The sequence below is a fragment of the Undibacterium parvum genome (assembly GCF_003955735.1).
Lineage (GTDB): Bacteria > Pseudomonadota > Gammaproteobacteria > Burkholderiales > Burkholderiaceae_D > Undibacterium > Undibacterium parvum.
The window spans coordinates 3,845,621-3,867,607 of the sequence record NZ_CP034464.1 but is presented as its reverse complement, the minus strand read 5'-3'; the positions used below and the strand labels follow the sequence as shown (position 1 = coordinate 3,867,607).

The following is a 21,987-nucleotide window of genomic DNA, read 5'->3' as shown; positions in this document are numbered from 1 at the left end:
CACTTGTACTCATCGTGAAACTGGGCGGATACAAGGACGCTGGGGCAGTTTTGCATAAGTTTTGGGGAAATGCGGCGATCAGCTGGCGTCCAGCGCCAGCGTACGCAACTCCGCCGCATCCAGATACACCAGCTCTAGTTCTACCTTGAGGCTAAATTTCTGGGTGCAACCCTCGTCCGGCGAGACCGCGCAACCGGTCGGCAATTCTATGTTCCAGTTATGCAGCGGGCAGGCCACTTTTTCACCGAACACGATACCTTGCGAGAGCGGCCCGCCTTTATGCGGACACTTATCTAACAAGGCAAAAATTTTGTTTTGACTATTTCTAAAAATCGCCACATCGGGTTTCGCGCTACGCACCACGACACGCGCGCCCAGCACTGGGATATCTTCGACTTTACAGATGGCTTGCCATTCTTGCGACATGGTATTTCCTTCAATTAGTTTGATTTTAATTCCCCTCTCCCGCTCGCGCGAGAGGGGTAGAGGTGAGGGCGACCGAGCAAGCCATGCGCTGGTATTTTCAATAAATTTAAATATCTAAGAAAACACAGATTTCGCTCGATTCAACCGCCCTCACCCTGCCCTCTCCCGCTCGCGGGAGAGGGTTAAAAAACTACACGCTCAGCATCTCAAACTGACGCGTATCGACTTGTGCTTTTTCTGGTTGGTGCCATGGATCGCTTTCACCTTCTAGCGCAAACAGCAAGTTCGCATACAGCTCTTTGCGGCGCTCAGCGTCATCGAGGACGATGCGCTTGACGTGATCCAGCCCTACCCGTTCCAGATAATGCACGGTGCGCTCCAGGTACCAGCCTTCCTGACGATATAGTTCCAGGAAAGCGCCGGTGTATTCCATCACTTCTTCATGGGTTTTGAGCTTGACGAAGAATTGCGCGACTTCGGTTTTGATGCCGCCATTACCGCCCACATACACTTCCCAGCCAGATTCAACACCGATAATCCCTACGTCTTTGATCCCGGATTCAGCGCAGTTTCGTGGGCAACCGGAGACTGCCAATTTGACTTTATGCGGCGCATACATGCGGGCTAATTCGCGCTCTAATTGCTGACCCATCAGGGTAGAGTTTTGAGTACCCATACGACACCACTCGCTCCCCACGCAAGTTTTTACGGTACGCAGGCCCTTGGCGTAGGCCAGTCCGGAAGGCATGCCCAGATCTTGCCAAACTGCGCGCAGATCTTCTTTCTTGACACCGAGTAAATCGATACGCTGACCGCCCGTCACTTTGACGGTAGGAATTTGGTATTTATCCACCACGTCGGCAATCCGGCGTAACTCTGAGGCATTGGTCTCACCACCCCACATACGCGGTATCACCGAGTAAGTGCCGTCTTTCTGGATATTCGCGTGCGAACGCTCATTGATGAAGCGTGATTGCGGATCGTCCTTGGCTTCGCGTGGCCAGGTTGAGATCAGGTAGTAATTGATCGCGGGGCGGCAGCTAGAACAGCCGTCAGGGGTACGCCAGTTCATGCCTTGCTGGGTGCTGGCGACAGTCAGATATTTTTGTGCCTTGATTGCATCACGCACTTCTTGATGGGTGTGATCGGTACAACTACACATGGCTTTAACTTTCGCCACATCGCTATAATCGCTACCGACCGTAAACATCAAGATTTGTTCGACTAAACCTGTGCAAGAACCGCAAGAAGCAGAAGCCTTGGTATGCTTGCGCACCTCGTCTAAAGTGAGCAGACCTTTTTCTTTAATCGTATTGACGATAGTGCCTTTACAAACCCCGTTGCAACCGCAGACTTCGGCGGTATCGGGCATGGCTGCAGCTTTGCTATAGCCTTCATGGCCAGTATCACCGGTACTCGATTCACCAAACATCAGAGTGTCACGGAACTCGGCGATGCTCTTGCCTTCGCGCAGCAATTTGAAATACCAGCTACCGTCCGAGGTATCGCCATACAGGCAGGCACCGACTAATTTATCGTCCTTAATCACCAGCTTTTTATACACGCCACCGATAGGGTCAGACAAGATGATGGCTTCGGTGTCAGCGCCACCCATGAATTCGCCAGCCGAAAACAAATCGATACCGGTGACCTTGAGTTTGGTCGACGTGACCGAACCCTGGTAGCGCGCGATGCCGAAATTGGCCAGATGATTGGCGCAGACTTTCGCCATTTCATACAAAGGCGCAACCAGACCGTAAGCGGTGCCGCGATGATTCACGCACTCACCGACCGAATAGATACGCGGGTCGAAAGTTTGCATGGTGTCATTCACCACGATGCCGCGGTTGCAATGCAGACCGGCCGATTCTGCCAGTGTGGTATTCGGGCGTATCCCGACCGCCATCACAATCAGTTGCGCCGGGATTTCTAAACCATCGGTGAAACGTATGCCTTTGACCTGACCTTGATCGTCACTCAGGATGGCTTCGGTATTTTTTTCCAGTAGGAAGTTCAGGCCGCGATCTTCCAGAGATTTTTGCAGCATCTTGGCGGCGACTGGATCGAGTTGACGCTCCATCAGCCAGCCCGGCAAATGCACCACCGACACTTGCATGCCGCGCATCATCAAGCCGTTAGCCGCTTCCAGACCGAGCAAACCACCACCGATAACCACCGCATGAGTATGCTTCTCGGCTGCCGCGATCATGGTATTGGTATCGTAAATATCGCGATAGGCAATCACGCCTCGCGCATCTTTGCCTGGCACTGGCAAGATAAACGGCGAAGAGCCGGTGGCCATCAGCAAGCGATCGTACTCAGCCTCGGTGCCATCTTCGGCAATGACGATGCGCTTCACTCTATCGATCTTGACGATCTTTTTGCCCAGATGCAGGGTGATATTGTTTTCTGCATACCAGGCTTCATCATTGAGCATGATGTCTTTGAAAGCTTGCTCACCGGAGAGCACTGGGGACAAAAGAATGCGATTGTAATTGGCGTGTGGCTCTGCACCAAAAACCGTAATATCGTACAGATCGGGGGCGATCTTCAACAACTCTTCTAAGGTACGCGCGCCTGCCATACCGTTCCCTACCATCACTAGCTTCAACTTCTTCATGGCCAACTCCTTTGCTTGTCTTAGCCTTGTATAAGCAAAAGCAATGCCAGCTCGCTAGTTTTCCAGACTTAGGCTATGCAGACAACAATACAAAAGTCGAAAAAAATAAAAAGAATCAAGCATTTAGCATAGACAAGTCAGACACTTTCCAAAGTTAATTTGGTGCAAGTGCCCAGGCCGCTGGCACCAAGATCCTACGCTCTGGCTCGCTTCGCACTCAAAAGTGGCATTAACGCTGTCCACTTGGTGCATCGCACAATTTCAGGGCGGCATTAATACTTATCTGCATCTATTTGTCGCTTCGCTGTTCGCAAAATGCGCCCAAACAGGTGGCACGGCAATTGCAATAGCACAGATTAGCATCGCCATTACCGCGTCAATCGACCTCAACTTTTAGCCTATAAGCTGGAGCAAATATGCAAAAAACCTCATTCTGGAAAGCCGGGCACACCCCGACTTTACTCGCCTCCTTCTTTTACTTTGACCTCAGCTTTATGGTCTGGGTCTTACTCGGCCCCCTAGGTATACAGATCGCGAAAGACCTTGGTTTAAGCGCGGCGCAAAAAGGCTTGATGGTGGCCACGCCCTTGCTGGCCGGAGCCTTGCTGCGCATCGTGATGGGTATGCTGGTGGATCACTTAAAACCAAAAAAAGCCGGCTTAATCGGCCAGGTGGTGGTGATCGCGGGTCTGAGCTGGGCCTGGTTGGGTAATTTGCACAGCTATGAGCAATTGCTGTTTCTGGGCATCATCTTGGGCGTGGCTGGTGCTGCTTTTGCAGTGGCATTGCCACTAGCCTCACGCTGGTATCCGCCTGAGCACCAGGGCACCGCCCTGGGTATCGCCGGTGCCGGTAATTCTGGTACTGCCTTCGCGGCCCTGTTTGCGCCTACTTTAGCAATTATGTTCGGCTGGCAGAACGTATTTGGCCTGGCCATCATCCCCTTGCTGGTCGCTCTGGCGGTGTACATGGTGTTTGCCAAGGATGCGCCGGGCGAAGTACCGAGCAAATCATTGGGTGAATATCTGGCGGTATTAAAAGACAAGGACGCCTGGTGGTTTATGTTCTTTTACAGCGTGACCTTTGGTGGCTTCTCGGGATTGGCGTCATCCCTGACGATTTATTTCAATACTCAATATGGATTATCGCCTATCACTGCTGGTTACTTCACCGCCGCCTGCGTGTTCGCCGGCTCTATGGTCAGACCTATGGGCGGGCGTATCGCCGACCGCATCGGTGGCATCAAAACGCTTTCTATCATGTATGTGATTGCGGCGGCCTTCTTGTTCGTCGCTTCTACCGGCTTACAATCAGCGATAGGCGCGGTGATTGTGTTTGTCGGTGCGATGCTGGCACTGGGTACCGGCAACGGTGCAGTGTTTCAATTGGTGCCGCAACGTTTCCGCAAAGAGATGGGCGTGATGACAGGATTAGTGGGTATGGCGGGCGGTATCGGTGGATTCTATTTAGCTTCCAGCCTCGGTTATTCACGCCAGCTCACCGGCAGCTACCAGATCGGTCTGACCATCTTCGCCAGTCTGGCTGTGATCGCCTTATTGGGTTTATCATTGGTCAAAAAACGCTGGCGCACTACCTGGGGCTCGGCTGCCATGACCACTGCTAAGATTTAAATCTAAAACCAAACCATCGCCTGGACGGAAAAACGTTTTCACCGAATGAGATGATCCACCTATGCCCCTGATCGTTAGCACTGGCCACCACTCGCTGGCGGGAGTTCGTCCACGCAATGAAGACTTCGTCGGCATGGTCACGCCGAACGAGCCCGAGCTTTCTAGTAAGGGCTTGATCGCCGCAATTGCCGATGGCGTCTCAGGTAACGAGGGTGGGCGCGAGGCTTCTGAATATGCGGTGCGTGGTTTGCTGACCGATTATTACGCCACTCCCGACACCTGGGAAATCACCACCTCACTAGAGAAAGTGCTGGTCGCCATCAATAGCTGGGTGCAGCAGCAAGGCACGGTAAGGCGCGAATTGGCTGGCATGGCCAGTACCCTGACGGCACTGGTGCTGCGCGGTCGTATGTATTACACCGCGCATGTGGGCGATACCCGCTGCTATTTGCTACGCGATGATGGCTTTGGCAAGCTACAAAAACTGACGCAAGACCATGTCTGGGATAGACCGGAAATGCAGCACGTACTGACCCGCGCAATCGGCATGGACACCCGTCTGGCGGTCGATCATGGCATGGGTGAAGTACGTCAGAACGATGTGTTTTTACTCGCCAGCGATGGGGTCTGGGCGGCCCTCAGCGAATACGATATTTGCGATACCTTAAAACAAGTCAGTCAGCACAGCCTAACACCCGAACTAGCCAGTCAAACTCTGTGCCAGGCAGCGTTAGCGGCGGGCTCGCAAGACAATTGCAGTGCCATCGTGCTGCAAGTGACGAGCCTGCCCGAAGGCGATTTGCGCGATGCCTTATCCGAACTACGCAGCCTGCCAGCGCCACCCAAGCTGAAACCCGGGCAGATGATAGACGGCTACCTGGTCGAAGAAATTTTGCACACCTCGATGACCACCCTGCTCTACCTGGTCAACGACAGCGTGCAGCACCGCAAGCTGGTGTTAAAAACCCTGCATCCTGATCGTGCCAACGACGCCCATGAGCGCTCTGCTTTTGCGCATGAAGCCTGGCTTGCCAAGCGGGTAGTGGCACGCTTCTTCCCGCAAGTGATCACGCCTGAACAAAGAAATTTTCTGTACTACCTGTCGACCTGGCATGCCGGTGATTCGCTGCAGAACCGGCTGCTCGCAGGCCAGCATTTTACCGTGCCCGATGTCATCACCTACGGCAGCAAATTAGTGCGTGCCATCGGTGCCTTGCATAGACGTAGTATTGTGCATAGAGACATTAAACCAGACAATGTGCATCTGGGCGAAGATGGCGAGATCCGCATTCTCGATCTAGGCGTTGCGCAATCTGGTCTGGATGCACAAGACCAGAATTTATCGGCCAGTTTTAACATGGCCGGCACCCCGTCCTTTCTCGCCCCCGAACAATTTCAGGGTGCCAAGGCCACCGCTCAGAGCGACATCTACGCCACCGGCGTCACCCTGTATTACCTGCTGACGCGGCACTATCCTTACGGTGAGATAGAACCGTTTCAAAGACCAAAATTTGGCGATGCTGTGGTGCCTAGCCGCTACCGCCCCGATCTGCCGATCTGGCTAGAAAACGTCTTGCTCAAAGCAGTTGCGCGCGAGCCGCAAGAGCGCTTCGAAACCGCCGAAGAATTTTTACTCGCACTGGAACGCGGTGCCGCCCGTCCACTGCCCGCCCCCAACGCCACCCCGCTGGTCAACAGCGACCCCGCCACCCTATGGCGCGCCATCGCAGTCGGCGCCATCGTGCTCAATCTACTCTTGCTGTATGTGTTGATCGTACGTTAAATTTTACTGTTCAGCCCGCTATGAAGAAAGTCAAAACCACTCAACACAGAGACACAGAGACACAGAGATTCACAGAGTAAAGCGAGGCAGTTCTCCGTTTTTCTCTGTGTCTCTGTGTCTCCTTTGAGAGGTTTTCGTTTTTTTTAATAATTTTAGTAGCAGGCTAAATAGCTACGTTAAATATACTTTGAAATTGCAGCTAGCCCAGCACGCATATTCCATGCGGGCTGCAGGCCAGATAGGCTGTAGACCCGCATGGAATATGCGCGTTGGCAGGGCATGCTGGCAAAATCGCTGATATTGAGTAAAGAGTAAGCGCTAGTCCAGGCAGCTCGCAAATTATTATCAAATTACTAGCAAAATCAGGGTTTCCTGATTTACAATTATGAGTGTGTAAAAGCGCTCGCTCGCCGCCTACAGCGTAGCACTTAGACTCAGTGCATCCTCAATTTCGTCTATGAAAAAAAACGCGCTAGCCGGCTAAAAGCCATGAGCGCCAAATCTACATATAAGGTAAGTACGATGACTCTAGAATTATTTATGGCTAGCTCTGACGAGGAAATCATGGGCTGCTTCCCGGCTTTCAAAGAACTCAGACCGCTGTTAGAACTTGAGAAATTTTTAGCGCAAATCAGACGACAAGAGAGTCAGGGCTATCAGATTCTGGCACTGCAACATGAAGGCCGCATAAAAAGTGTCGCTGGTTTTAGATATATGGAATTTTTAGGCCGAGGTAAAGTCCTTTTCATCGACGATCTAAGCACCCAGCAAAACGCCAGAGGCAATGGTTTTGCTGGCAAAATCTTAGACCGTTTAAATGCGCAGGCCAAAGAGGCTGGCTGCGCCGCCCTACACCTAGACTCAGGCTACGCACGCCACGCGGCACACCGTCTGTATCTGGAAAAAGGCTTTCAGTTTAATAGCCATCATCTGGCACTTGTGCTCGAATAAGAAAATGCAAAACCGCGCCACCGGCACCATGATTATTGATGCTGTACGGCTGCGCTGACCGGCGCGCTGAACCAGCGCCATTGAAACTGGTTTGGCGAATTCTAACTTTGTTGGTGATCGCCAGGAAACAGCTAAAATCAATTACTGGCCTAGCATGCCGTCTAAAAAAACCTGATAAGGGCTTATGATCGGTGTCTAGCGCAATCCAACCCTATCAAACTCTTTCAAACTCTTTCGAATTAAGCCAAGCTAAGCCGTCTATGAATTCCATCACCTTCGATACACTAGCAGCCTTCCCAGCGCAGTTGCAGGCGCACTACGATGCGATACCTGATGATTTTAAACACTGGGCGCCCGCCTCTTGGGACGGTGTTCCTAGTGAGGCATTTACCGCGATACAGCAGATTTGCCATATCCGGGACATAGAGATCGAGGGCTATCAGCTGCGCTTTAGTCGCACCCTGAACGAAGTGAATCCGCTTTTGCTCTCGATAGACAGTGAACCACTCGCCATCAGTCGCGCCTATGCAAAGCAAGATGCGGCTGAGGTATTTGCCTCATTTTGCACGGCGCGGGCGCAAACCATGCGCTTACTGCGCAGCGTCACTGAAGAACAATTTAAGCGCAAGGCGCAGTTTGAAGGCTATGGGCCGCTCAGCATGCGCAGTCTGGTGCATTATTTGTGCAGCCACGATCAACAACATCTGGCCGGCTTGCAATGGTTACTTGGAAAAATAGAAGCCGTGCGTGCTTAAGCCCTTGGCTAAATCCATGGCCAATCCCGTAGCTAAACCCATGACCAACAGCCGCACTAAAAATACCCCGAAAGCCAGCTCAAAACCGGCCGCACGCGGCCAGTCAAAAGGGCAATCGAGTTGGCTTGCGCTTAGCGTGATTCCACTCTTTATCTTGCTGTATTTATTGATCGATCTGCGCTGGCCAATGCCACATTGGTGGGCACTCAGTTATCTGCTGCTCAGTCTGCTCTGCTTGGTGGTCTATGCGATCGACAAAGCCGCGGCTAAAGCTGGACGCTGGCGCACCCCAGAAAACACTTTGCACTTGCTGGCTTTGTCGGGTGGCTGGCCGGGCGCGCTGCTGGCGCAACAGTGGCTGCGGCATAAATCGAGTAAGCTGGCATTTCGCATCGTATTTTGGATCACAGTCGTGCTCAATATCGCGCTGTTTCTACTGTTCACGACGCCCCTGTTGGCGCTGTTCAATTATTGAAGCTGGCAGCAAGCGGCTGGGCTTTGGGCCCCATACCAACCCAAATTTTTTGACAAATAGAGGGAGTATCGGTTTTCATAGCGATTTCGCACATATTGTATATGCGCGAATGCTCTAAAATCACTGATACCCCTGCCCAGTATCCTTTTTTTCAGCAGAAATTCTAGAGGCACAAAAAGTAAACATGATCAGCATAGAGCCCGCCAGCCACACCCACAAAGACGCCCTGATCGCGCTGATACTGCAGATACAGCGGCAAGAATTTGGGCTGGCTAGCAGCTTAGCGGATCTGCCCGATCTGGCAGATATTGCACACTATTACCGCAGCGCCGGTGGCGATTTTTGGGTGGCGCTATGCGGTGATGAAGTGGTCGGCACGCTAGGCTTACGCTGCATAGGCCAACAGCAAGGCGCGCTGCGCAAACTGTATGTCAAGGCCAGCTACCGCGGTGCTCAGCATGGTATCGCGACGCTATTGATGGCGCGTTTATTGACGGCGGCGCATGCCGCGCAGATACACACCCTGTACCTGGCGACCACAGAAAAATTCGCCGCGGCCTGTCGCTACTATGAAAAAACCGGTTTTAGCCAAGTCACGCTGGAGTCATTGCCAGCGGCGTTCCCGCGCATCCCGCAAGAAACGCGTTTCTACACCCGCAAGATCGACTGAAAGTTGTCTCGCAATACAACATCAGTTTGATGGCAATGCCGCTCTGCCATGCTGTACCGAAACGTCTACAAATAGATGTCTAAAATCATAGCGCTAAACATATAAATAGGTTAATTTATTAGCAGCGTTCTTGAACTAGGGGCTGGCAGCAGCTTGGACTCAGAAACTGGAGTGTTACATGAATGTGCACAACAGCGGGCTATGGATACTCAGATTGTTATTGCTAATCTGCAGCAACCTGCCGTCTCAGCTTGGGGCGATAGAGTTGCGCTTGGCAGACCAGACTACACTGCAACAGTCACTCGCTTTGACGCCTTATTTCGAGGTTTTCGAAGATGCCAGTGCGACTTTGAACTTAGAGCAGGTACTTAGCCCAGCAATCGCCAGCCGTTTTATCAGCAGCTCTTCGAGCGCCGAAGCCCTAAGTTTTGGGTATACCCGCTCTGCATTTTGGCTGCGCCTGCAACTACGCAATGACAGCGCGCACACGATACAGCGCATACTGGAACTGAGTGAACCGGGGCTGACCAAGGTAGAATTTCATCAAATAGCCACCGATACCGACAGCGCGACACCGACTCAAAATTACTCAATTCGCACCGGGCGCGAAACCGATTTCTCGGCGCGTCCCTACCCGAATCGCTTTTTTGTCTTCCCGCTAAGCCTGGCACCAAACTCGGTACAAAGTTTTTATCTCAGAGTGCAATCCTTGGGGCCGGTCTCGATTCCTGTCAAATTATGGCAGCCCGCCGCATTCCACGCGCACGAGCGCAGTGACTATGCCAATCAGGCCTGGTATTTCGGAGGGGCGACGGCGATGGCACTGTTTAACCTATTGCTGTTTCTTGCCTTACGAGATGTGATGTATCTGCTGTATGTGAATTTTGTAAGCTGCATGGCGCTGACCATGGCAATTCAAAATGGTTTAGATAAAGAATATTTTTGGCAAGCAGCGCCACTTTGGTCGAATATCGCCACCAATGTAGGCTATTCCTTGACGCTGGCTTGCTTGTTAATTTTTATGCGCAGAATGCTCAGCACAGCAGCGATCGTGCCTGGTTTGGATCGATTGCTACAAGCTTTGCTAGTGATCTTTTTCCTTACGCCGATCGCCTTTGTGATTTCGCTACAAAGCGTAATCAAACCCGCGGCGCTCTTGTATGGGTTTACCGCCGTGCTCATCCTCGTCACTAGCCTGGTGTGTGCCTTAAAGCGCCAGCGTAGTGCCTACTTTTTTTTAAGCGCGTTTAGCGTGTTGTGTTTTGCTGCGATTACCACGGTACTGCGTGCCTTAGGCCTGGTCAGCACCAATCAACTGACTACAAATATTTTGCAATTAGGCTCGATTTTTGAAATGCTGGTACTCGCCTTTGCCTTAGCCGATCGTTTTAATGCGATTCGTCGAGCCCATGAGTTAGCGCAAAATCTGGCACTTGATGCGCAACGTCAACTGGTTGAAACCCTAACTTCCTCAGAACGGATACTCGAAGAAAGGGTGATTCAGCGCACCCTAGAACTGGATAAGAAAAATGAAAAATTAGCCCGTGCCATGCGTTCACTGGAAGATGTAGAACGGATCGCCAGACACGATTTAAAAACTCCCTTAGCGAGCATCATTGCAGCACCTAAAGTCTTACGTGCTGGAAGAATTTTGGAGGATCAGGAAGAAAAAGTGCTGAATATGATAGAGCATGCGGCGCGCCGTGCGCTGAGTATGGTCAATCTGTCTTTGGATCTGTTTCAGATGGAAAGTGGCACTTATGTGCTGCGCCCTGTCAGCGTAAATTTAAGTGCCCTGGTAGCCGACGTGGCGCAAGACCTGTCGGCGCACGCGCAGTCAAAATCGGTCAATATCCTTATTTCCGAGCCAGCCTCGCCGACCTTGGTCGAGGCTGAAGATGCGCTCTGTTATTCGGTGATTGCCAACCTGCTTAAGAATGCGGTCGAAGCGGCACCGCCTGATAGTGATGTTCAGGTATTACTGCAACGCGGTGAAAAGGTCAGACTAAGCATACAAAACCAGGGTGCCATTCCTGAGGCTTTAAGGGAAAACTTCTTCGCTAAATATGCGACCAGCGGAAAAAGTGGCGGTATTGGGCTAGGCACTTACTCCGCACATTTGCTGGCCAAAATTCAGGGTGGCAACCTCAGCATGAGCTCCTCGATACAGGATGGCACCACTCTTTTATTAGAGTTAAAACCGGCTCATTCAGCGCCCATTATTGCGCTGGAAGAGCGGCCAGCCAAGCCGATTATCTCATTGACAAAGAGCACCGACCGGCAGCGTCGTATCTTATTAGTAGATGATGATGAATTCAATCTGATGATAATGAGTGAATTAATTCCACACTCTAGATTTGTGCTGGACACCGCCTTGAATGGCCGCCTGGCGCTTGAGGCGATCAAACAGCAGCGTCCGGATATCATCATTATGGATCTGGATATGCCTGTCATGGACGGCATAGAGGCCTTGGCGGGAATTCGCGCTTGGCAAGCGCAAGCTGGCCATAGCGCCAGCCTGATAGCAGCATACTCAGGCAACGATGATGCGCAGAGTCATGCCGACTATCTGGCGCTGGGCTTTGATCATTGTTTGAGTAAGCCTTGTAGCGAGCAAGAGTTACTCACCTTACTAAGCGCTGAAATCGCTACTCCTGTGACCCTCAATAGCGCTTTTTCTGGCGAGCCACAAAACCACTCGGGCTGCGCCACCCTAGCCTCATCCTGCTAGGCGAACCCGAGTGCCCTGGCAAAGTCTCTTTGTGTGTGGATTTTTCTCTATTCCTGCTTTCGTCTAGCCTCGCATTCGGTACAATGCCGCATGCTCTCAGAATTCGACCTCATCAAGCGCTATTTTGCGCAACATAGCTGCACCGACCCGCGCATCGCGCTGGGCATAGGCGACGATTGCGCCCTGCTCAATCCTAGCCCGGGCATGCAGCTGGCGGTCTCTACCGACATGCTGGTTTCAGGGCGCCATTTTTTTGCTGATGCCGATCCTTACCTGCTCGGACATAAATGCCTGGCGGTGAATCTCTCAGATCTGGCCGCGATGGGCGCCAGCCCGCTGGCGTTTACTTTGGCGCTGTCGCTGCCTGAAGCCAATCCGCTCTGGCTAGAAAAATTTTCGCAAGGCTTACTGGTCTTGGCCGATACCCATCGCTGCAGTCTGATCGGTGGCGACACCACCAAGGGCCCGCTCAACATCTGCATCACAGTGTTTGGAGAACTGCCGCCTGGCAGCGCTTTACGCCGCGATGCAGCGCAGTTAGGCGACGACATCTGGATCTCCGGCACCCTAGGTGACGCCCGTCTGGCCTTGGCCAGCTATCGCAAAGAGTTAAGTTTGGCGCCGCTAGAGCATCAGTTGGCAGCCACGCGCATGCATCAGCCTAGCCCACGGATCGCATTGGGCACGGCCTTGCGTGGCGTCGCGCATGCGGCACTGGATATTTCGGATGGATTGATCGGTGACCTGGGCCACATCCTGCAGCGCTCTGGACTCGGTGCCAGCTTGCACATCGATAGCTTGCCAGCCGGACCGGTACTCGCGCGCCAGCCACTGGCACTACAGCGAGCATTTACTTTGGCGGGTGGCGACGATTACGAATTATGTTTCACCGCGCCAGTAGCGCAACGTGCGGCGGTGCTGGCAGCCGGGGTCAGCAGCGCCACCACTGTGACCCGTGTCGGCAGCATAGAAGCGGCGCCGGGTCTGCGCTTACTCGATGATTTCGGCCAGCCTGTGACTTTGCAATTAACTTCTTTTGATCATTTCTCCAGCCCATGACTAGCTCCGAGCCAAGCGTAAAAAAAGTACGCCCCACCGCGCGTTTTATGTTTTCGCATTCTGCCCACATACTGGCGCAGGGTTTTGGCAGCGGGCTCTCCCCCATCATGCCGGGTACCGCCGGCACTTTGTTTGGGTGGCTCACTTTCAATCTATTTTCGGTGCGTTGGCCTGAGCTGTTTACCCCGCTCAATTGGGGCATTATCATCGTTCTCGGTTTTTTTATCGGCATCTGGGCTTGCGCCGTCACCGGCAAACATATGGGCGTAGCCGACCATGGCAGTATGGTGTGGGATGAGATCATCGCGTTTTGGTTGGTGCTGTTATTGGTGACACCGGCCGACTTTAAAACGCAGTGCTGGGCGTTTATCGCCTTCCGTTTTTTTGACATGGTCAAACCGCCGCCTATAGGCTATTTCGATAGGCGCTACAAAGGTGGCTTCGGCGTCATGTTTGATGACATCGTGGCGGCTTTTTTTACGCTGCTGGCATTTGCCTTGTGGCGCGTGCTGTAAGCGGCCATGACAAAACCCGCCCAACTTGCGCGCTTTATGCGCTCTACCAAGGCCGCAGAGCATACGCCCTGCGCCAATTGCAAAACCGTATTTAGCGGAAATTACTGTCCACAGTGCGGACAAGAGTCTTTGCTGGGCGCGCCTACCGCGCTCGATTTCATCTACGAATTTTTAACCCGCAATGTGCTAGAGCGGGGCAAGATGCCGCGCACACTTTGGCATCTGATCCGCTACCCGGGTGGTCTGACGGTGGATTTCCTGGAAGGTCGGCGACAAAGATTTATCCGCCCCGTGCGTTTGTATATTGGTTTATCTCTGCTGTATTTTTTGATGTTATCGCTGGTAAGCAAATTCGACTCTGAGGCTACTAAGCCGGTCGAGGGTCCAACAACAAGCAGTCAGTCTACGGCGCCAGAGCACGCAAAAAAGTCAAAAAAAATCACCGTGCCACTAGGAATTAGTTCGGGCATTAGCTCGGCTGGAGCGCATCCGGATCTGCCAGAAAATTCAATTCAGATCAATATCCCGGAAGATGAAGAGTTTCATATTTTGACAGGCGACAGCAAGATCGCCATGGATTTTTTAGGCAAAACCTTTGGTCAACGCACTGCCAAGGCAATTTCGGCAAAAATAGAACACTTCGAAAAACTGCCAGCCAAAGAGCGCATTGAGGCCATCGTGCAAGGCATGCTGGCACAGGCCCCGAAAGCCATGTTTTTCTTGATGCCAGTATTTGCCATGCTCTTGAAACTGCTATTTGTGCGGCGGCGCATCCCCTATGGTGCGCATTTACTGTTTGCCTTCCATTTCCATGCGTTTTTGTTTTTGAGTTTGCTGCTGTTATTGCTACCATTCTACGGAACAATCACTTTCTTCATCGTAGTCGGCAGCGCCGTGTATCTGCCCCTGGCACTACGCACCACCTATGCGATAAGCTGGTTTGGCGCGCTGTGGCGCTGCCTGATATTGGGGATGCTGTATCCGATCGCCATCGGTTTGGCCTTAGCCGGGGCACTGGCCGCCACGCTACTACTGTGAGCTAGCCATAAAAAAAGCGATGCCTTGCATCGCTTTTTTTATTTCTGAATCAACACCAAATTACAAAGCGGCGACCAACGACTGCACTGCTTCTTTCAACTTCACTTTAGCCAAGGCACTGCATTGTTCAGGTGTGGCACCGGCTTGGGTCGCCAGAGTAATCGAGGTTTTCTTAGGTTCGTAAATGAAGTTTTTACCGCTGACTGGCACTTGCATAGCACGCGCAACGACCACGCAATTTTTATGGTCATCAAAACCGCCATTGACTTCGCTCAGGTAACCGAGTTTTTTCACTGGATATTTAAGGGCCGTCGCTTCTGGCAAATTTTCTAGCCAAATTGCGCGCGCGCCGGCATCGTCGATCAAGGCCACTGGGGCATTATTTTTAACCGCAAATTTTGGCGCTGCGGCCATGGCGTTAGCGGAAACCAATAGGGCTGCGCCCAAAAATACAGAAGTCAGTGCTCGTTTCATCTTGTTAGTCTCATTCTTAATAGTTGAATTATTGGCGTGCTTACTCTGGGTTTGCTTGCGTGCTTACTTATTCAATTAAGTGATTGAATTAAGCAACTACGACACAGACAAGCTAGGGTTTCGATTATAGCAAGCACGGCCAGCACTTGGCAGCTTGATCAGTAAATTTACGCGAACTGAAAAACAAGCCGCACACAAAGCGAGCGCAAGCGCCAAACCGTGCGCGCAATATCCATGCGCCTTTGCGCGCCTTTTGGGCCTGGAAGGCCCATGGATATTGGGCAATCGGTTCTGGGAACTTCTCGATCTATTTTTTTACTCAGACCGTGTTGCTAATTTTACTTGTTTTTTTCTCTTCTCTCTATAGAAAAACCGCAAAATCCCAGTCACAAAGTGGTAAAGTATTTCTACACCCACCATCCGAGGAGAGCATGCCATGCAGAACGCTATACAACTGGCAGAAAAATTGGGCGAGGCACTAAAATCGCGTAAGTTATTGCTGACGATAGCCGAATCCTGCACGGGTGGCGGGGTCTGCCAAGCCGTCACCGAAGTGGCTGGATGTTCCGAATGGTTTGACTGTGGCTTTGTAACATACTCAAACGCTTCAAAAACCGAACTTCTGAATATCCCAGACGCCCTGATCGCCCAACATGGCGCGGTCAGTGAAGAGATTGCTGCCGCCATGGCCGAAGGCGCATTAGCACTCACCGAGGCGCATGTGGCCGTCTCCACCACCGGCATCGCCGGCCCCACCGGCGCAGTACCGGGCAAGCCAGTCGGCACCATCTGTTTTGGCTGGGTAGTCGGTGGCGTAACGCATACAGAAAGACGGGTATTCGCGGGCGACCGCCATGCGGTACGCGAACAAACCATAGTCTATGCGCTAGAGCGGCTGCAACGTTATCTGGATGAAATTTAAGTGGCACGAAAATAAAAAAGGAGCTTAGCGCTCCTTTTTTATTTCACCACTCACTAGCCTACAAGTTCGCTTACAAGCTCGCCTATAACTTAACGGCAAGCATTAATTGCATCGCGGGTTTCCAGCGCAACGCGGCGTGCCGCCTGAGTATAAGACTCATCCGCCAAAGGTTTTGCATACAAAATAGCGCGTGAAGAGTTGATCATCATGCCGGTGCCATCGGCCGTTTTACCGGCAGCCACGGTAGCGGCCACATCACCGCCTTGCGCGCCTATGCCAGGCACCAGCAAAGGCATATCACCGATGATGCTGCGTACCTGTGCCAATTCATTCGGGAAGGTGGCGCCAACGACCAAAGCACACTGTCCATTGGTATTCCATTTGTCGGCCACCAGTTGTGCCACGTGCTGATACAGCGGCTTACCATCGACATTTAAGAACTGCAGATCAGAACCGCCCGCGTTCGAGGTGCGGCACAGCACAATCGCGCCGCGGTCCGTCCATTCCATATACGGTGCCACCGAATCAAAGCCCATGTAAGGGTTGACCGTCACGGCATCGGCGTCATAACGCTCAAAGGCTTCACGCGCATATTGCTCAGCAGTGGCGCCGATATCGCCACGCTTGGCGTCTAGAATAATCGGAATGGTAGGATAAGTGCGCTTGATGTAGCGGCAGATATCTTCTAACTGGTCTTCAGCGCGCAGCGCCGCGAAATAGGCGATCTGTGGCTTGAACGAGCAAGCCAGATCGGCAGTGGCATCGATCATGGTTTTGCAGAACGCAAAAATAGCATCCGGCTGCTGCGCCAGTTCAGCTGGGAATTTATTCACGTCAGGATCAAGACCGACGCACAGCAGAGAATTATTGCTAGCCCAAGCGGCCGAAAGTTTTTGTATAAAAGTCATGATGTGGCTTTGCAAAGAGGTATGGCAAGGTCTAAAAAGCTGGTCCCGAGAATATTGCTCCGGACTGTAGCGCAAGGCGCACACTGCGGCAATACGGCCGAATAGTTTTTTAGACGATCCCGGATGTGCAACTGCACAAAACGGCATCATTATACCTGCAGCCTGTGGCACGACCAAGCATAGTGCACAGAGTAGCGCCACCCGTCGACTTTTGGTTTCCCCCTCATTCTCCGGACAGTTTTTATGAAAATTCGCATAAACAATCTAATTTATGTAGTTCTCTAGGCCTTGCCCATGTATGGCCGTAAAATAGACGACCTCAAAGGTCACGCAAAGTCTCAGCAATCGCTCCACTACAACATCCGACATATGACACCTGTAAAGACCCCCCCCTCCGCACAAAGGCTGACCAGAGATGCCTGGCTCGATGCAGCTTTCAGGGCTGTGGTGGAAGCGGGCTTTGACAATATCAGGGTGTTAGTGCTGGCAGATAAATTAGGGGTAACGCGGGGAAGTTTTTACTGGCACTTTGCTGATCATGCCGAACTGGTCAGCGCCTTACTGACTCGTTGGCGAGAGCACGAGCAAGAACAAAATCTACGCCTTAGAACCGATCTTCTGGCTGACCCACGGGCAGACCTGGAACATTTGCTGGAGGCTGCCTTATCGCAGGCAGGCGAGGATCTGGAAAATATGCGCTTTGAACTCGCCCTGCGCGGCCTGGGACGACGCGATACAGCCGTGGCCAGCATGCTGACCGAGGTAGATCAGACACGCATGCATTTATTTGAAAGTAAGTTCCAGAGATTGACCAATGACAGCAAGAAAGCAAGCGAACTGGCCTCCTTGTTTTACCTTGCCCTGGTCGGCAGCTTTCAGGCTCTTAGCCGCCCTGCAAATTCGCCGCAACTAAAAAACCACCTAAAAAATATCATCGCCACCTACCTGATCCAACAACAAGCCTTATAAACAAACATTAGCGTGTCGCGCAAATGAGCCGGCTCATTTAGCTGGCTCATTTAGCTGGCTCACTTAGCAGGTTCACTTAGCAGGTTCGACCTGGCCGACTACGGCAAACTGCGTCGCGTTCGCGATTAGCCATTGTTGCGACAAGCTCGATTCATGTTGACTGGGATGAAAATCGGGCGATAGATAATCACGCCATAGACCGATATTGCCCCGTATCAAACCATCTTTGGCAAACAAAAACTTAGCCGCACTGCGCCAGGTCGAAAATGAAAACAGACTGGAATCATGCCAAAGATTGCGCAAAGTCTGGCGTGTCAGGTCCATCATGAAAATCAGAGAAATATAATAAAAGGCTCTGATGCGCCAAGCATGCTCGCCGCCCATCGCCACATAGATATCGAAGGCGGCATTGCGATGCTCGGACTCTTCAGCGCAATGCCACTGCCATAAGGTTTGCAAACGCGGCTCGGTATCAGCCAAAGCTTCAGGATGCCTTAATATCCAATCCGCAAATAGGGCTGTGAAATGTTCAGTGGCGGCTGTGGCAGCGACGTGTGCACGCAAATTATAGGCAGCATTAGCCTTGATGCGTTTAATCGCGCGCGCTTCAATTTCATTCGTGTAGCCTAACTTATCGAGATGTCCGTTAAACAAAGTGTGAAGGCGACGGTGGGTCGCCTCCTGGCCGATAAAGCCCCGCACTTCCGCGTCAAAACGTTCTCGCTCTGGTTCCCGCAGACTTTTTAAACCGTTCCTTACCGAGTCTATAAAATATTGCTCGCCAACCGGAAAACTCATCGACAAGGCGTTGAAAAATGCCGAGCGAAACGCGTCGCCACCATTCCAGCGGCTGGCAATCGGGCTTTTCATATCGATCAAAAGACGTCTCACTATTAAATCGCTCATCAGTGCTCTCCTTGTTTATATTGAATCGCATCAACTTGCATGAAGCTCACGCAAATCACGCCGCAAAATTTTCCCTACATTGCTCTTGGGAAGATCATCGAGAAATACCACCTGGCGAGGCATTTTGTAGCCCGTCAAATTTTCCCGGCAATGCTTAAGCAGGCTTTCTTCAGTCAGCGTCGCATTCTTCTTGACTACGAAAATCTTGACCGCCTCACCACTACCGGCATCAAACTTGCCCACCGCCGCCACCTCCAATACGTCAGCATGCATCATCACCACTTCTTCAATTTCATTGGGGTAGACATTGAAGCCCGACACCAGGATCATGTCCTTGAGCCGGTCAACCAATTTCAAAAACCCTTTTTCATCCATTTGCGCCACGTCGCCGGTACGCAAAAAACCATCGTTAGTCATCACTGCAGCGGTTTCCTTCGGAAGATTCCAGTAACCAGCCATCACTTGTGGCCCTTTCACGCAGAGTTCGCCAGCGGCGCCCAACGGCAACTCCTCTCCTGCCTCATTACGTATCGACACCTCGGTCGATGGCAGCGGTAAGCCTATGCTGCCGTTGTATACACCCAGACACAGAGGGTTCATGCTGACTGCGGGCGAACACTCAGTTAAACCATAAGCCTCGATCAAAGGTGCGCCGGTAACGTTTTGCCAGCGTTCGGCAACTGATCGTTGCACGGCCGCACCACCGCCGAGTGCGAAACGCAGGCGGCTAAAATCGACCTTGGCAAAACCGGCATCATTGAGCAAGCCATTAAATAAGGTATTTACTGCAGGCAGAGAGGCGAACGGATACTTAGCCAGCACGCTGACAAAGCCAGGTATGTTGCGCGGATCTGCCACCAGAACATTACTGCCGCCCATGGCTATAAACCCGAGGCTCGCCGTTAAGGCAAAGATGTGATACAGCGGAATCGCGGTGATGCTGGTCAACTGCTCGTTTTTATCAATGAAGGGATCGCTCCAGACCTGGGTTTGCTTCACATTGGCCAAGATATTTAAATGACTCAACATTGCGCCTTTGGAGACGCCGGTTGTACCGCCGGTGTACTGTAAGAACGCGATATCCTGCCGCTGCATCTTGACCGGACTAAAGCTACTTGCGGCGCCAGCGCCCAGCATATCGAGAAAACTGATGCTACCCGGCAATGTGTAATCCGGTATCATTTTTTTGATTCTGCGGATAATGAAGTTGCCCATTACACGCTTGGGAAAAGGCATCATGTCGGCCAAGCCGGTAACGACGACCTTACTCAGACTGGTGTTGGCGATCACTTTTTCCAGGATATGCGCGAACAATTCAACCACGACCATGGCCTGAGCACCTGAGTCGCGCAACTGATGCTCTAGCTCACGTGCGGTGTACATAGGATTGACATTGACCACCACATAGCCGGCGCGCAACAGACCATACAGACAAATCGGATACTGCAAAATATTGGGCATCATCAGAGCAACCCGCGCACCTTTCGGCAAACCCAATACGCTCTGAAAATATGCCGCAAGATTACGGCTATATTGTTCCAGCTGACGATAAGTGATCGCCACACCGGTAGAGCCACTAATGAACGCCGTACGGTCGGCAAATTGAGCAACGGCATGATCAAAGTAATCACCCAAAGAGTCATACGCGCTCACATCAATCTCCGCCGGAACCCCGGAGGAATAACTGTTAATCCAAATTTTTTCCATAGCCGTGTTGGTATCAATCCAAAAATGTAACGAAAAAAAACAGCCGTCACCACATCAACGACGCTGCTCTATACCCATAAAAAAAACGAGATAAATTATCGATATTGCGTGCATTTATGACTACATACAGTAGTGTATTGAAAACGCAAAGTCAACGCCTATCCGAAGCCACTATGCGCACATACACGGCCAGAAAAAAATTAGATATACATCGTGCATAACGGTGTATTTTTAAGAGGATGGCAACAAGAAGAACGAAAATATCAGCAATTAGAGAAGTGATATGTTCGGAACAAAACCCTCAAGAGTAGCTTGCAACAGCTCAACTAGAAAAACCGAAGTTAAACTCTAATCGAAAACGCTGACATGTTTTGACAACAGTGCCGCATCGTCATCGCAGCCGTCAACCACGCTTGAGTAGTAAATGAAGAACCTCGGAATAAAGAACCCTGGAGTGAAGATTTCCGTGGTCAAGATACAAAGGGCTACGACATATACTGACCGCCATTGATATCAAAGGTGGCCCCGGTGATGTAACCGGCTTGTTCGTCAACCAAGAACGCCACCATGCGCGCGATGTCGGCGGGAGAACCTAGCCGTCCTACCGGTATCCCAGCAATAATTCCCTGCAAGACTTCGGGCGATACCGCTGCCACCATATCTGTCTCGCAATAGCCCGGTGCGATTGCATTAACCGTGATATTTTTACGCGCACTTTCCAGCGCCAGCGCCTTGGTAAATCCCAAGATCCCGGCTTTGGCAGCGGCATAATTACTCTGACCCAGCTGACCTTTTTCACCATTGATGGAACTGATATTGACGATGCGCCCATAGCCGCGCTCGCGCATACCTTCGATCACGTGGCGCGACATATTGAACATCGAGCCCAGATTGGTATTGATGACCTTCCACCATTGCTCGTGGCTCATGCGATGCAATACAGCGTCACTGGTAATGCCGGCGTTATTGACCAGGATATCAACCGCGCCGCCCAATTGCTGTTCGACGGCGGCAATACCGCTGCGACATGCCTCAAAATCGGCGACATCCCACTGAAACACAGGTATCTTGCTCACTTGCGAAAACGCCTGCGCCGCCTCGGTGTTATTGCGATACACGGCTGCGACCTGATGACCAGCCGCCTGCAGCGACAGCGAAATCGCTTTGCCCAGACCGCGGGTTCCACCTGTGACGATTGCGATACGAGACATAATCTTTCCTTTATTGGGCTAGCTGATGGTAAAGACTGCGTATTTACACAAAGGCAAAACCTTTTCCACAAAAAACACCAAAAACACCAAAGACTCAAACAAGCGAATACGCAATTACGCCCGGGAATCAAGCGCCGCGCCTTTGGACTTTTCGCGCGTTTCCTGCACTTCGTGGGCAAGAGTATATTTGTTCTAAATTCTATATCGCTGGATGCGCTTTGCCCTGCCCGCATCAG

The 21,987-nt window shown here is 51.8% G+C and carries 19 protein-coding genes; 12 read left to right on the top strand and 7 right to left on the bottom strand.

Features of this window, described 5'->3' with window-relative positions; genetic code table 11:
• Nucleotides 1–78: 78 nt before the first annotated feature.
• Both nirD and nirB read right to left on the bottom strand, forming a co-directional pair.
• Nucleotides 79–426, bottom strand: a complete 348-nt coding sequence (gene nirD / locus EJN92_RS16910) for a nitrite reductase small subunit NirD (protein WP_126128890.1) — start codon at nt 424–426, stop codon at nt 79–81.
• Between the two features lie 190 nt (nt 427–616).
• Nucleotides 617–3,046 carry a nitrite reductase large subunit NirB gene (gene nirB / locus EJN92_RS16905; RefSeq protein WP_126128889.1) on the bottom strand — a complete coding sequence of 810 codons (2,430 nt, stop codon included), beginning with the start codon at nt 3,044–3,046 and terminating at the stop codon, nt 617–619.
• A 416-nt stretch (nt 3,047–3,462) separates the two neighbouring features.
• Between nirB and EJN92_RS16900 the strand changes: the two genes are divergently transcribed.
• From EJN92_RS16900 to EJN92_RS16855, 10 genes are all read left to right on the top strand, one after another.
• A complete protein-coding gene (locus EJN92_RS16900) occupies nt 3,463–4,677 on the top strand; it encodes a nitrate/nitrite transporter (protein ID WP_126128888.1) in 1,215 nt (404 codons plus the stop codon).
• 61 nt (nt 4,678–4,738) lie between these two features.
• Nucleotides 4,739–6,460, top strand: a complete 1,722-nt coding sequence (locus EJN92_RS16895; RefSeq protein WP_126128887.1) for a bifunctional protein-serine/threonine kinase/phosphatase — start codon at nt 4,739–4,741, stop codon at nt 6,458–6,460.
• Between the two features lie 522 nt (nt 6,461–6,982).
• Nucleotides 6,983–7,411 (top strand): GNAT family N-acetyltransferase, encoded by a 429-nt coding sequence (locus tag EJN92_RS16890; RefSeq protein ID WP_126128886.1) that lies wholly within the window; start codon nt 6,983–6,985, stop codon nt 7,409–7,411.
• A 260-nt stretch (nt 7,412–7,671) separates the two neighbouring features.
• Complete coding sequence (locus EJN92_RS16885) at nt 7,672–8,166, top strand: DinB family protein (RefSeq protein WP_126128885.1); 495 nt, start codon at nt 7,672–7,674, stop codon at nt 8,164–8,166.
• 16 nt (nt 8,167–8,182) lie between these two features.
• Complete coding sequence (locus EJN92_RS16880) at nt 8,183–8,641, top strand: DUF1294 domain-containing protein (RefSeq protein ID WP_126128884.1); 459 nt, start codon at nt 8,183–8,185, stop codon at nt 8,639–8,641.
• 184 nt (nt 8,642–8,825) lie between these two features.
• Entirely contained in the window at nt 8,826–9,311 is a 486-nt protein-coding gene (locus tag EJN92_RS16875) for a GNAT family N-acetyltransferase (RefSeq protein ID WP_126128883.1), read from the top strand.
• Nucleotides 9,312–9,489: 178 nt separating this feature from the next.
• On the top strand, nt 9,490–12,042 hold the full coding sequence (locus EJN92_RS16870) for a hybrid sensor histidine kinase/response regulator (RefSeq protein ID WP_126128882.1): 2,553 nt from the start codon (nt 9,490–9,492) through the stop codon (nt 12,040–12,042).
• A gap of 90 nt (nt 12,043–12,132) precedes the next feature.
• Nucleotides 12,133–13,101 (top strand): thiamine-phosphate kinase, encoded by a 969-nt coding sequence (thiL, locus tag EJN92_RS16865; RefSeq protein WP_126128881.1) that lies wholly within the window; start codon nt 12,133–12,135, stop codon nt 13,099–13,101.
• A gap of 47 nt (nt 13,102–13,148) precedes the next feature.
• Nucleotides 13,149–13,616: a phosphatidylglycerophosphatase A family protein gene (locus EJN92_RS16860; RefSeq protein WP_126128880.1), complete on the top strand. Its 468-nt coding sequence runs from the start codon at nt 13,149–13,151 to the stop codon at nt 13,614–13,616.
• A gap of 6 nt (nt 13,617–13,622) precedes the next feature.
• Nucleotides 13,623–14,654 (top strand): DUF3667 domain-containing protein, encoded by a 1,032-nt coding sequence (locus tag EJN92_RS16855; protein WP_126128879.1) that lies wholly within the window; start codon nt 13,623–13,625, stop codon nt 14,652–14,654.
• 60 nt (nt 14,655–14,714) lie between these two features.
• On the opposite strand, the gene EJN92_RS16850 is transcribed toward EJN92_RS16855, so the two are convergent.
• Nucleotides 14,715–15,128: a hypothetical protein gene (locus tag EJN92_RS16850; RefSeq protein WP_126128878.1), complete on the bottom strand. Its 414-nt coding sequence runs from the start codon at nt 15,126–15,128 to the stop codon at nt 14,715–14,717.
• A gap of 436 nt (nt 15,129–15,564) precedes the next feature.
• On the opposite strand from EJN92_RS16850, the gene EJN92_RS16845 reads away from it, so the two are divergent.
• On the top strand, nt 15,565–16,050 hold the full coding sequence (locus tag EJN92_RS16845) for a CinA family protein (protein ID WP_126128877.1): 486 nt from the start codon (nt 15,565–15,567) through the stop codon (nt 16,048–16,050).
• Nucleotides 16,051–16,139: 89 nt separating this feature from the next.
• Here EJN92_RS16845 and pyrF read toward each other — a convergent pair whose 3' ends face one another.
• Complete coding sequence (pyrF, locus tag EJN92_RS16840; protein WP_126128876.1) at nt 16,140–16,958, bottom strand: orotidine-5'-phosphate decarboxylase; 819 nt, start codon at nt 16,956–16,958, stop codon at nt 16,140–16,142.
• A gap of 294 nt (nt 16,959–17,252) precedes the next feature.
• Here pyrF and EJN92_RS16835 point away from each other — a divergent pair, with 294 nt between their 5' ends.
• Entirely contained in the window at nt 17,253–17,927 is a 675-nt protein-coding gene (locus EJN92_RS16835) for a TetR/AcrR family transcriptional regulator (protein WP_126128875.1), read from the top strand.
• Between the two features lie 72 nt (nt 17,928–17,999).
• Here EJN92_RS16835 and EJN92_RS16830 read toward each other — a convergent pair whose 3' ends face one another.
• From EJN92_RS16830 to phbB, 3 genes are all read right to left on the bottom strand, one after another.
• On the bottom strand, nt 18,000–18,833 hold the full coding sequence (locus EJN92_RS16830) for a metal-dependent hydrolase (protein ID WP_126128874.1): 834 nt from the start codon (nt 18,831–18,833) through the stop codon (nt 18,000–18,002).
• Between the two features lie 30 nt (nt 18,834–18,863).
• Nucleotides 18,864–20,540 carry an AMP-binding protein gene (locus tag EJN92_RS16825; protein ID WP_126128873.1) on the bottom strand — a complete coding sequence of 559 codons (1,677 nt, stop codon included), beginning with the start codon at nt 20,538–20,540 and terminating at the stop codon, nt 18,864–18,866.
• Between the two features lie 485 nt (nt 20,541–21,025).
• Nucleotides 21,026–21,751, bottom strand: a complete 726-nt coding sequence (gene phbB / locus EJN92_RS16820) for an acetoacetyl-CoA reductase (RefSeq protein WP_126128872.1) — start codon at nt 21,749–21,751, stop codon at nt 21,026–21,028.
• Nucleotides 21,752–21,987: the final 236 nt, after the last annotated feature.

Bases quoted from the DNA above. Each gene is read 5' to 3' on its own strand.
- nirB (WP_126128889.1), bottom strand. From the start codon at position 3,046: ATGAAGAAGTTGAAGCTAGTGATGGTAGGGAACGGTATGGCAGGCGCG.
- EJN92_RS16890 (WP_126128886.1), top strand. From the start codon at position 6,983: ATGACTCTAGAATTATTTATGGCTAGCTCTGACGAGGAAATCATGGGC.
- EJN92_RS16855 (WP_126128879.1), top strand. From the start codon at position 13,623: ATGACAAAACCCGCCCAACTTGCGCGCTTTATGCGCTCTACCAAGGCC.
- EJN92_RS16885 (WP_126128885.1), top strand. From the start codon at position 7,672: ATGAATTCCATCACCTTCGATACACTAGCAGCCTTCCCAGCGCAGTTG.
- EJN92_RS16845 (WP_126128877.1), top strand. From the start codon at position 15,565: ATGCAGAACGCTATACAACTGGCAGAAAAATTGGGCGAGGCACTAAAA.
- EJN92_RS16895 (WP_126128887.1), top strand. From the start codon at position 4,739: ATGCCCCTGATCGTTAGCACTGGCCACCACTCGCTGGCGGGAGTTCGT.
- thiL (WP_126128881.1), top strand. From the start codon at position 12,133: ATGCTCTCAGAATTCGACCTCATCAAGCGCTATTTTGCGCAACATAGC.
- pyrF (WP_126128876.1), bottom strand. From the start codon at position 16,958: ATGACTTTTATACAAAAACTTTCGGCCGCTTGGGCTAGCAATAATTCT.
- EJN92_RS16850 (WP_126128878.1), bottom strand. From the start codon at position 15,128: ATGAAACGAGCACTGACTTCTGTATTTTTGGGCGCAGCCCTATTGGTT.
- EJN92_RS16870 (WP_126128882.1), top strand. From the start codon at position 9,490: ATGAATGTGCACAACAGCGGGCTATGGATACTCAGATTGTTATTGCTA.
- EJN92_RS16860 (WP_126128880.1), top strand. From the start codon at position 13,149: ATGTTTTCGCATTCTGCCCACATACTGGCGCAGGGTTTTGGCAGCGGG.
- nirD (WP_126128890.1), bottom strand. From the start codon at position 426: ATGTCGCAAGAATGGCAAGCCATCTGTAAAGTCGAAGATATCCCAGTG.
- EJN92_RS16825 (WP_126128873.1), bottom strand. From the start codon at position 20,540: ATGGAAAAAATTTGGATTAACAGTTATTCCTCCGGGGTTCCGGCGGAG.
- EJN92_RS16830 (WP_126128874.1), bottom strand. From the start codon at position 18,833: ATGAGCGATTTAATAGTGAGACGTCTTTTGATCGATATGAAAAGCCCG.
- EJN92_RS16900 (WP_126128888.1), top strand. From the start codon at position 3,463: ATGCAAAAAACCTCATTCTGGAAAGCCGGGCACACCCCGACTTTACTC.
- EJN92_RS16880 (WP_126128884.1), top strand. From the start codon at position 8,183: ATGGCCAATCCCGTAGCTAAACCCATGACCAACAGCCGCACTAAAAAT.
- EJN92_RS16875 (WP_126128883.1), top strand. From the start codon at position 8,826: ATGATCAGCATAGAGCCCGCCAGCCACACCCACAAAGACGCCCTGATC.
- phbB (WP_126128872.1), bottom strand. From the start codon at position 21,751: ATGTCTCGTATCGCAATCGTCACAGGTGGAACCCGCGGTCTGGGCAAA.
- EJN92_RS16835 (WP_126128875.1), top strand. From the start codon at position 17,253: ATGTATGGCCGTAAAATAGACGACCTCAAAGGTCACGCAAAGTCTCAG.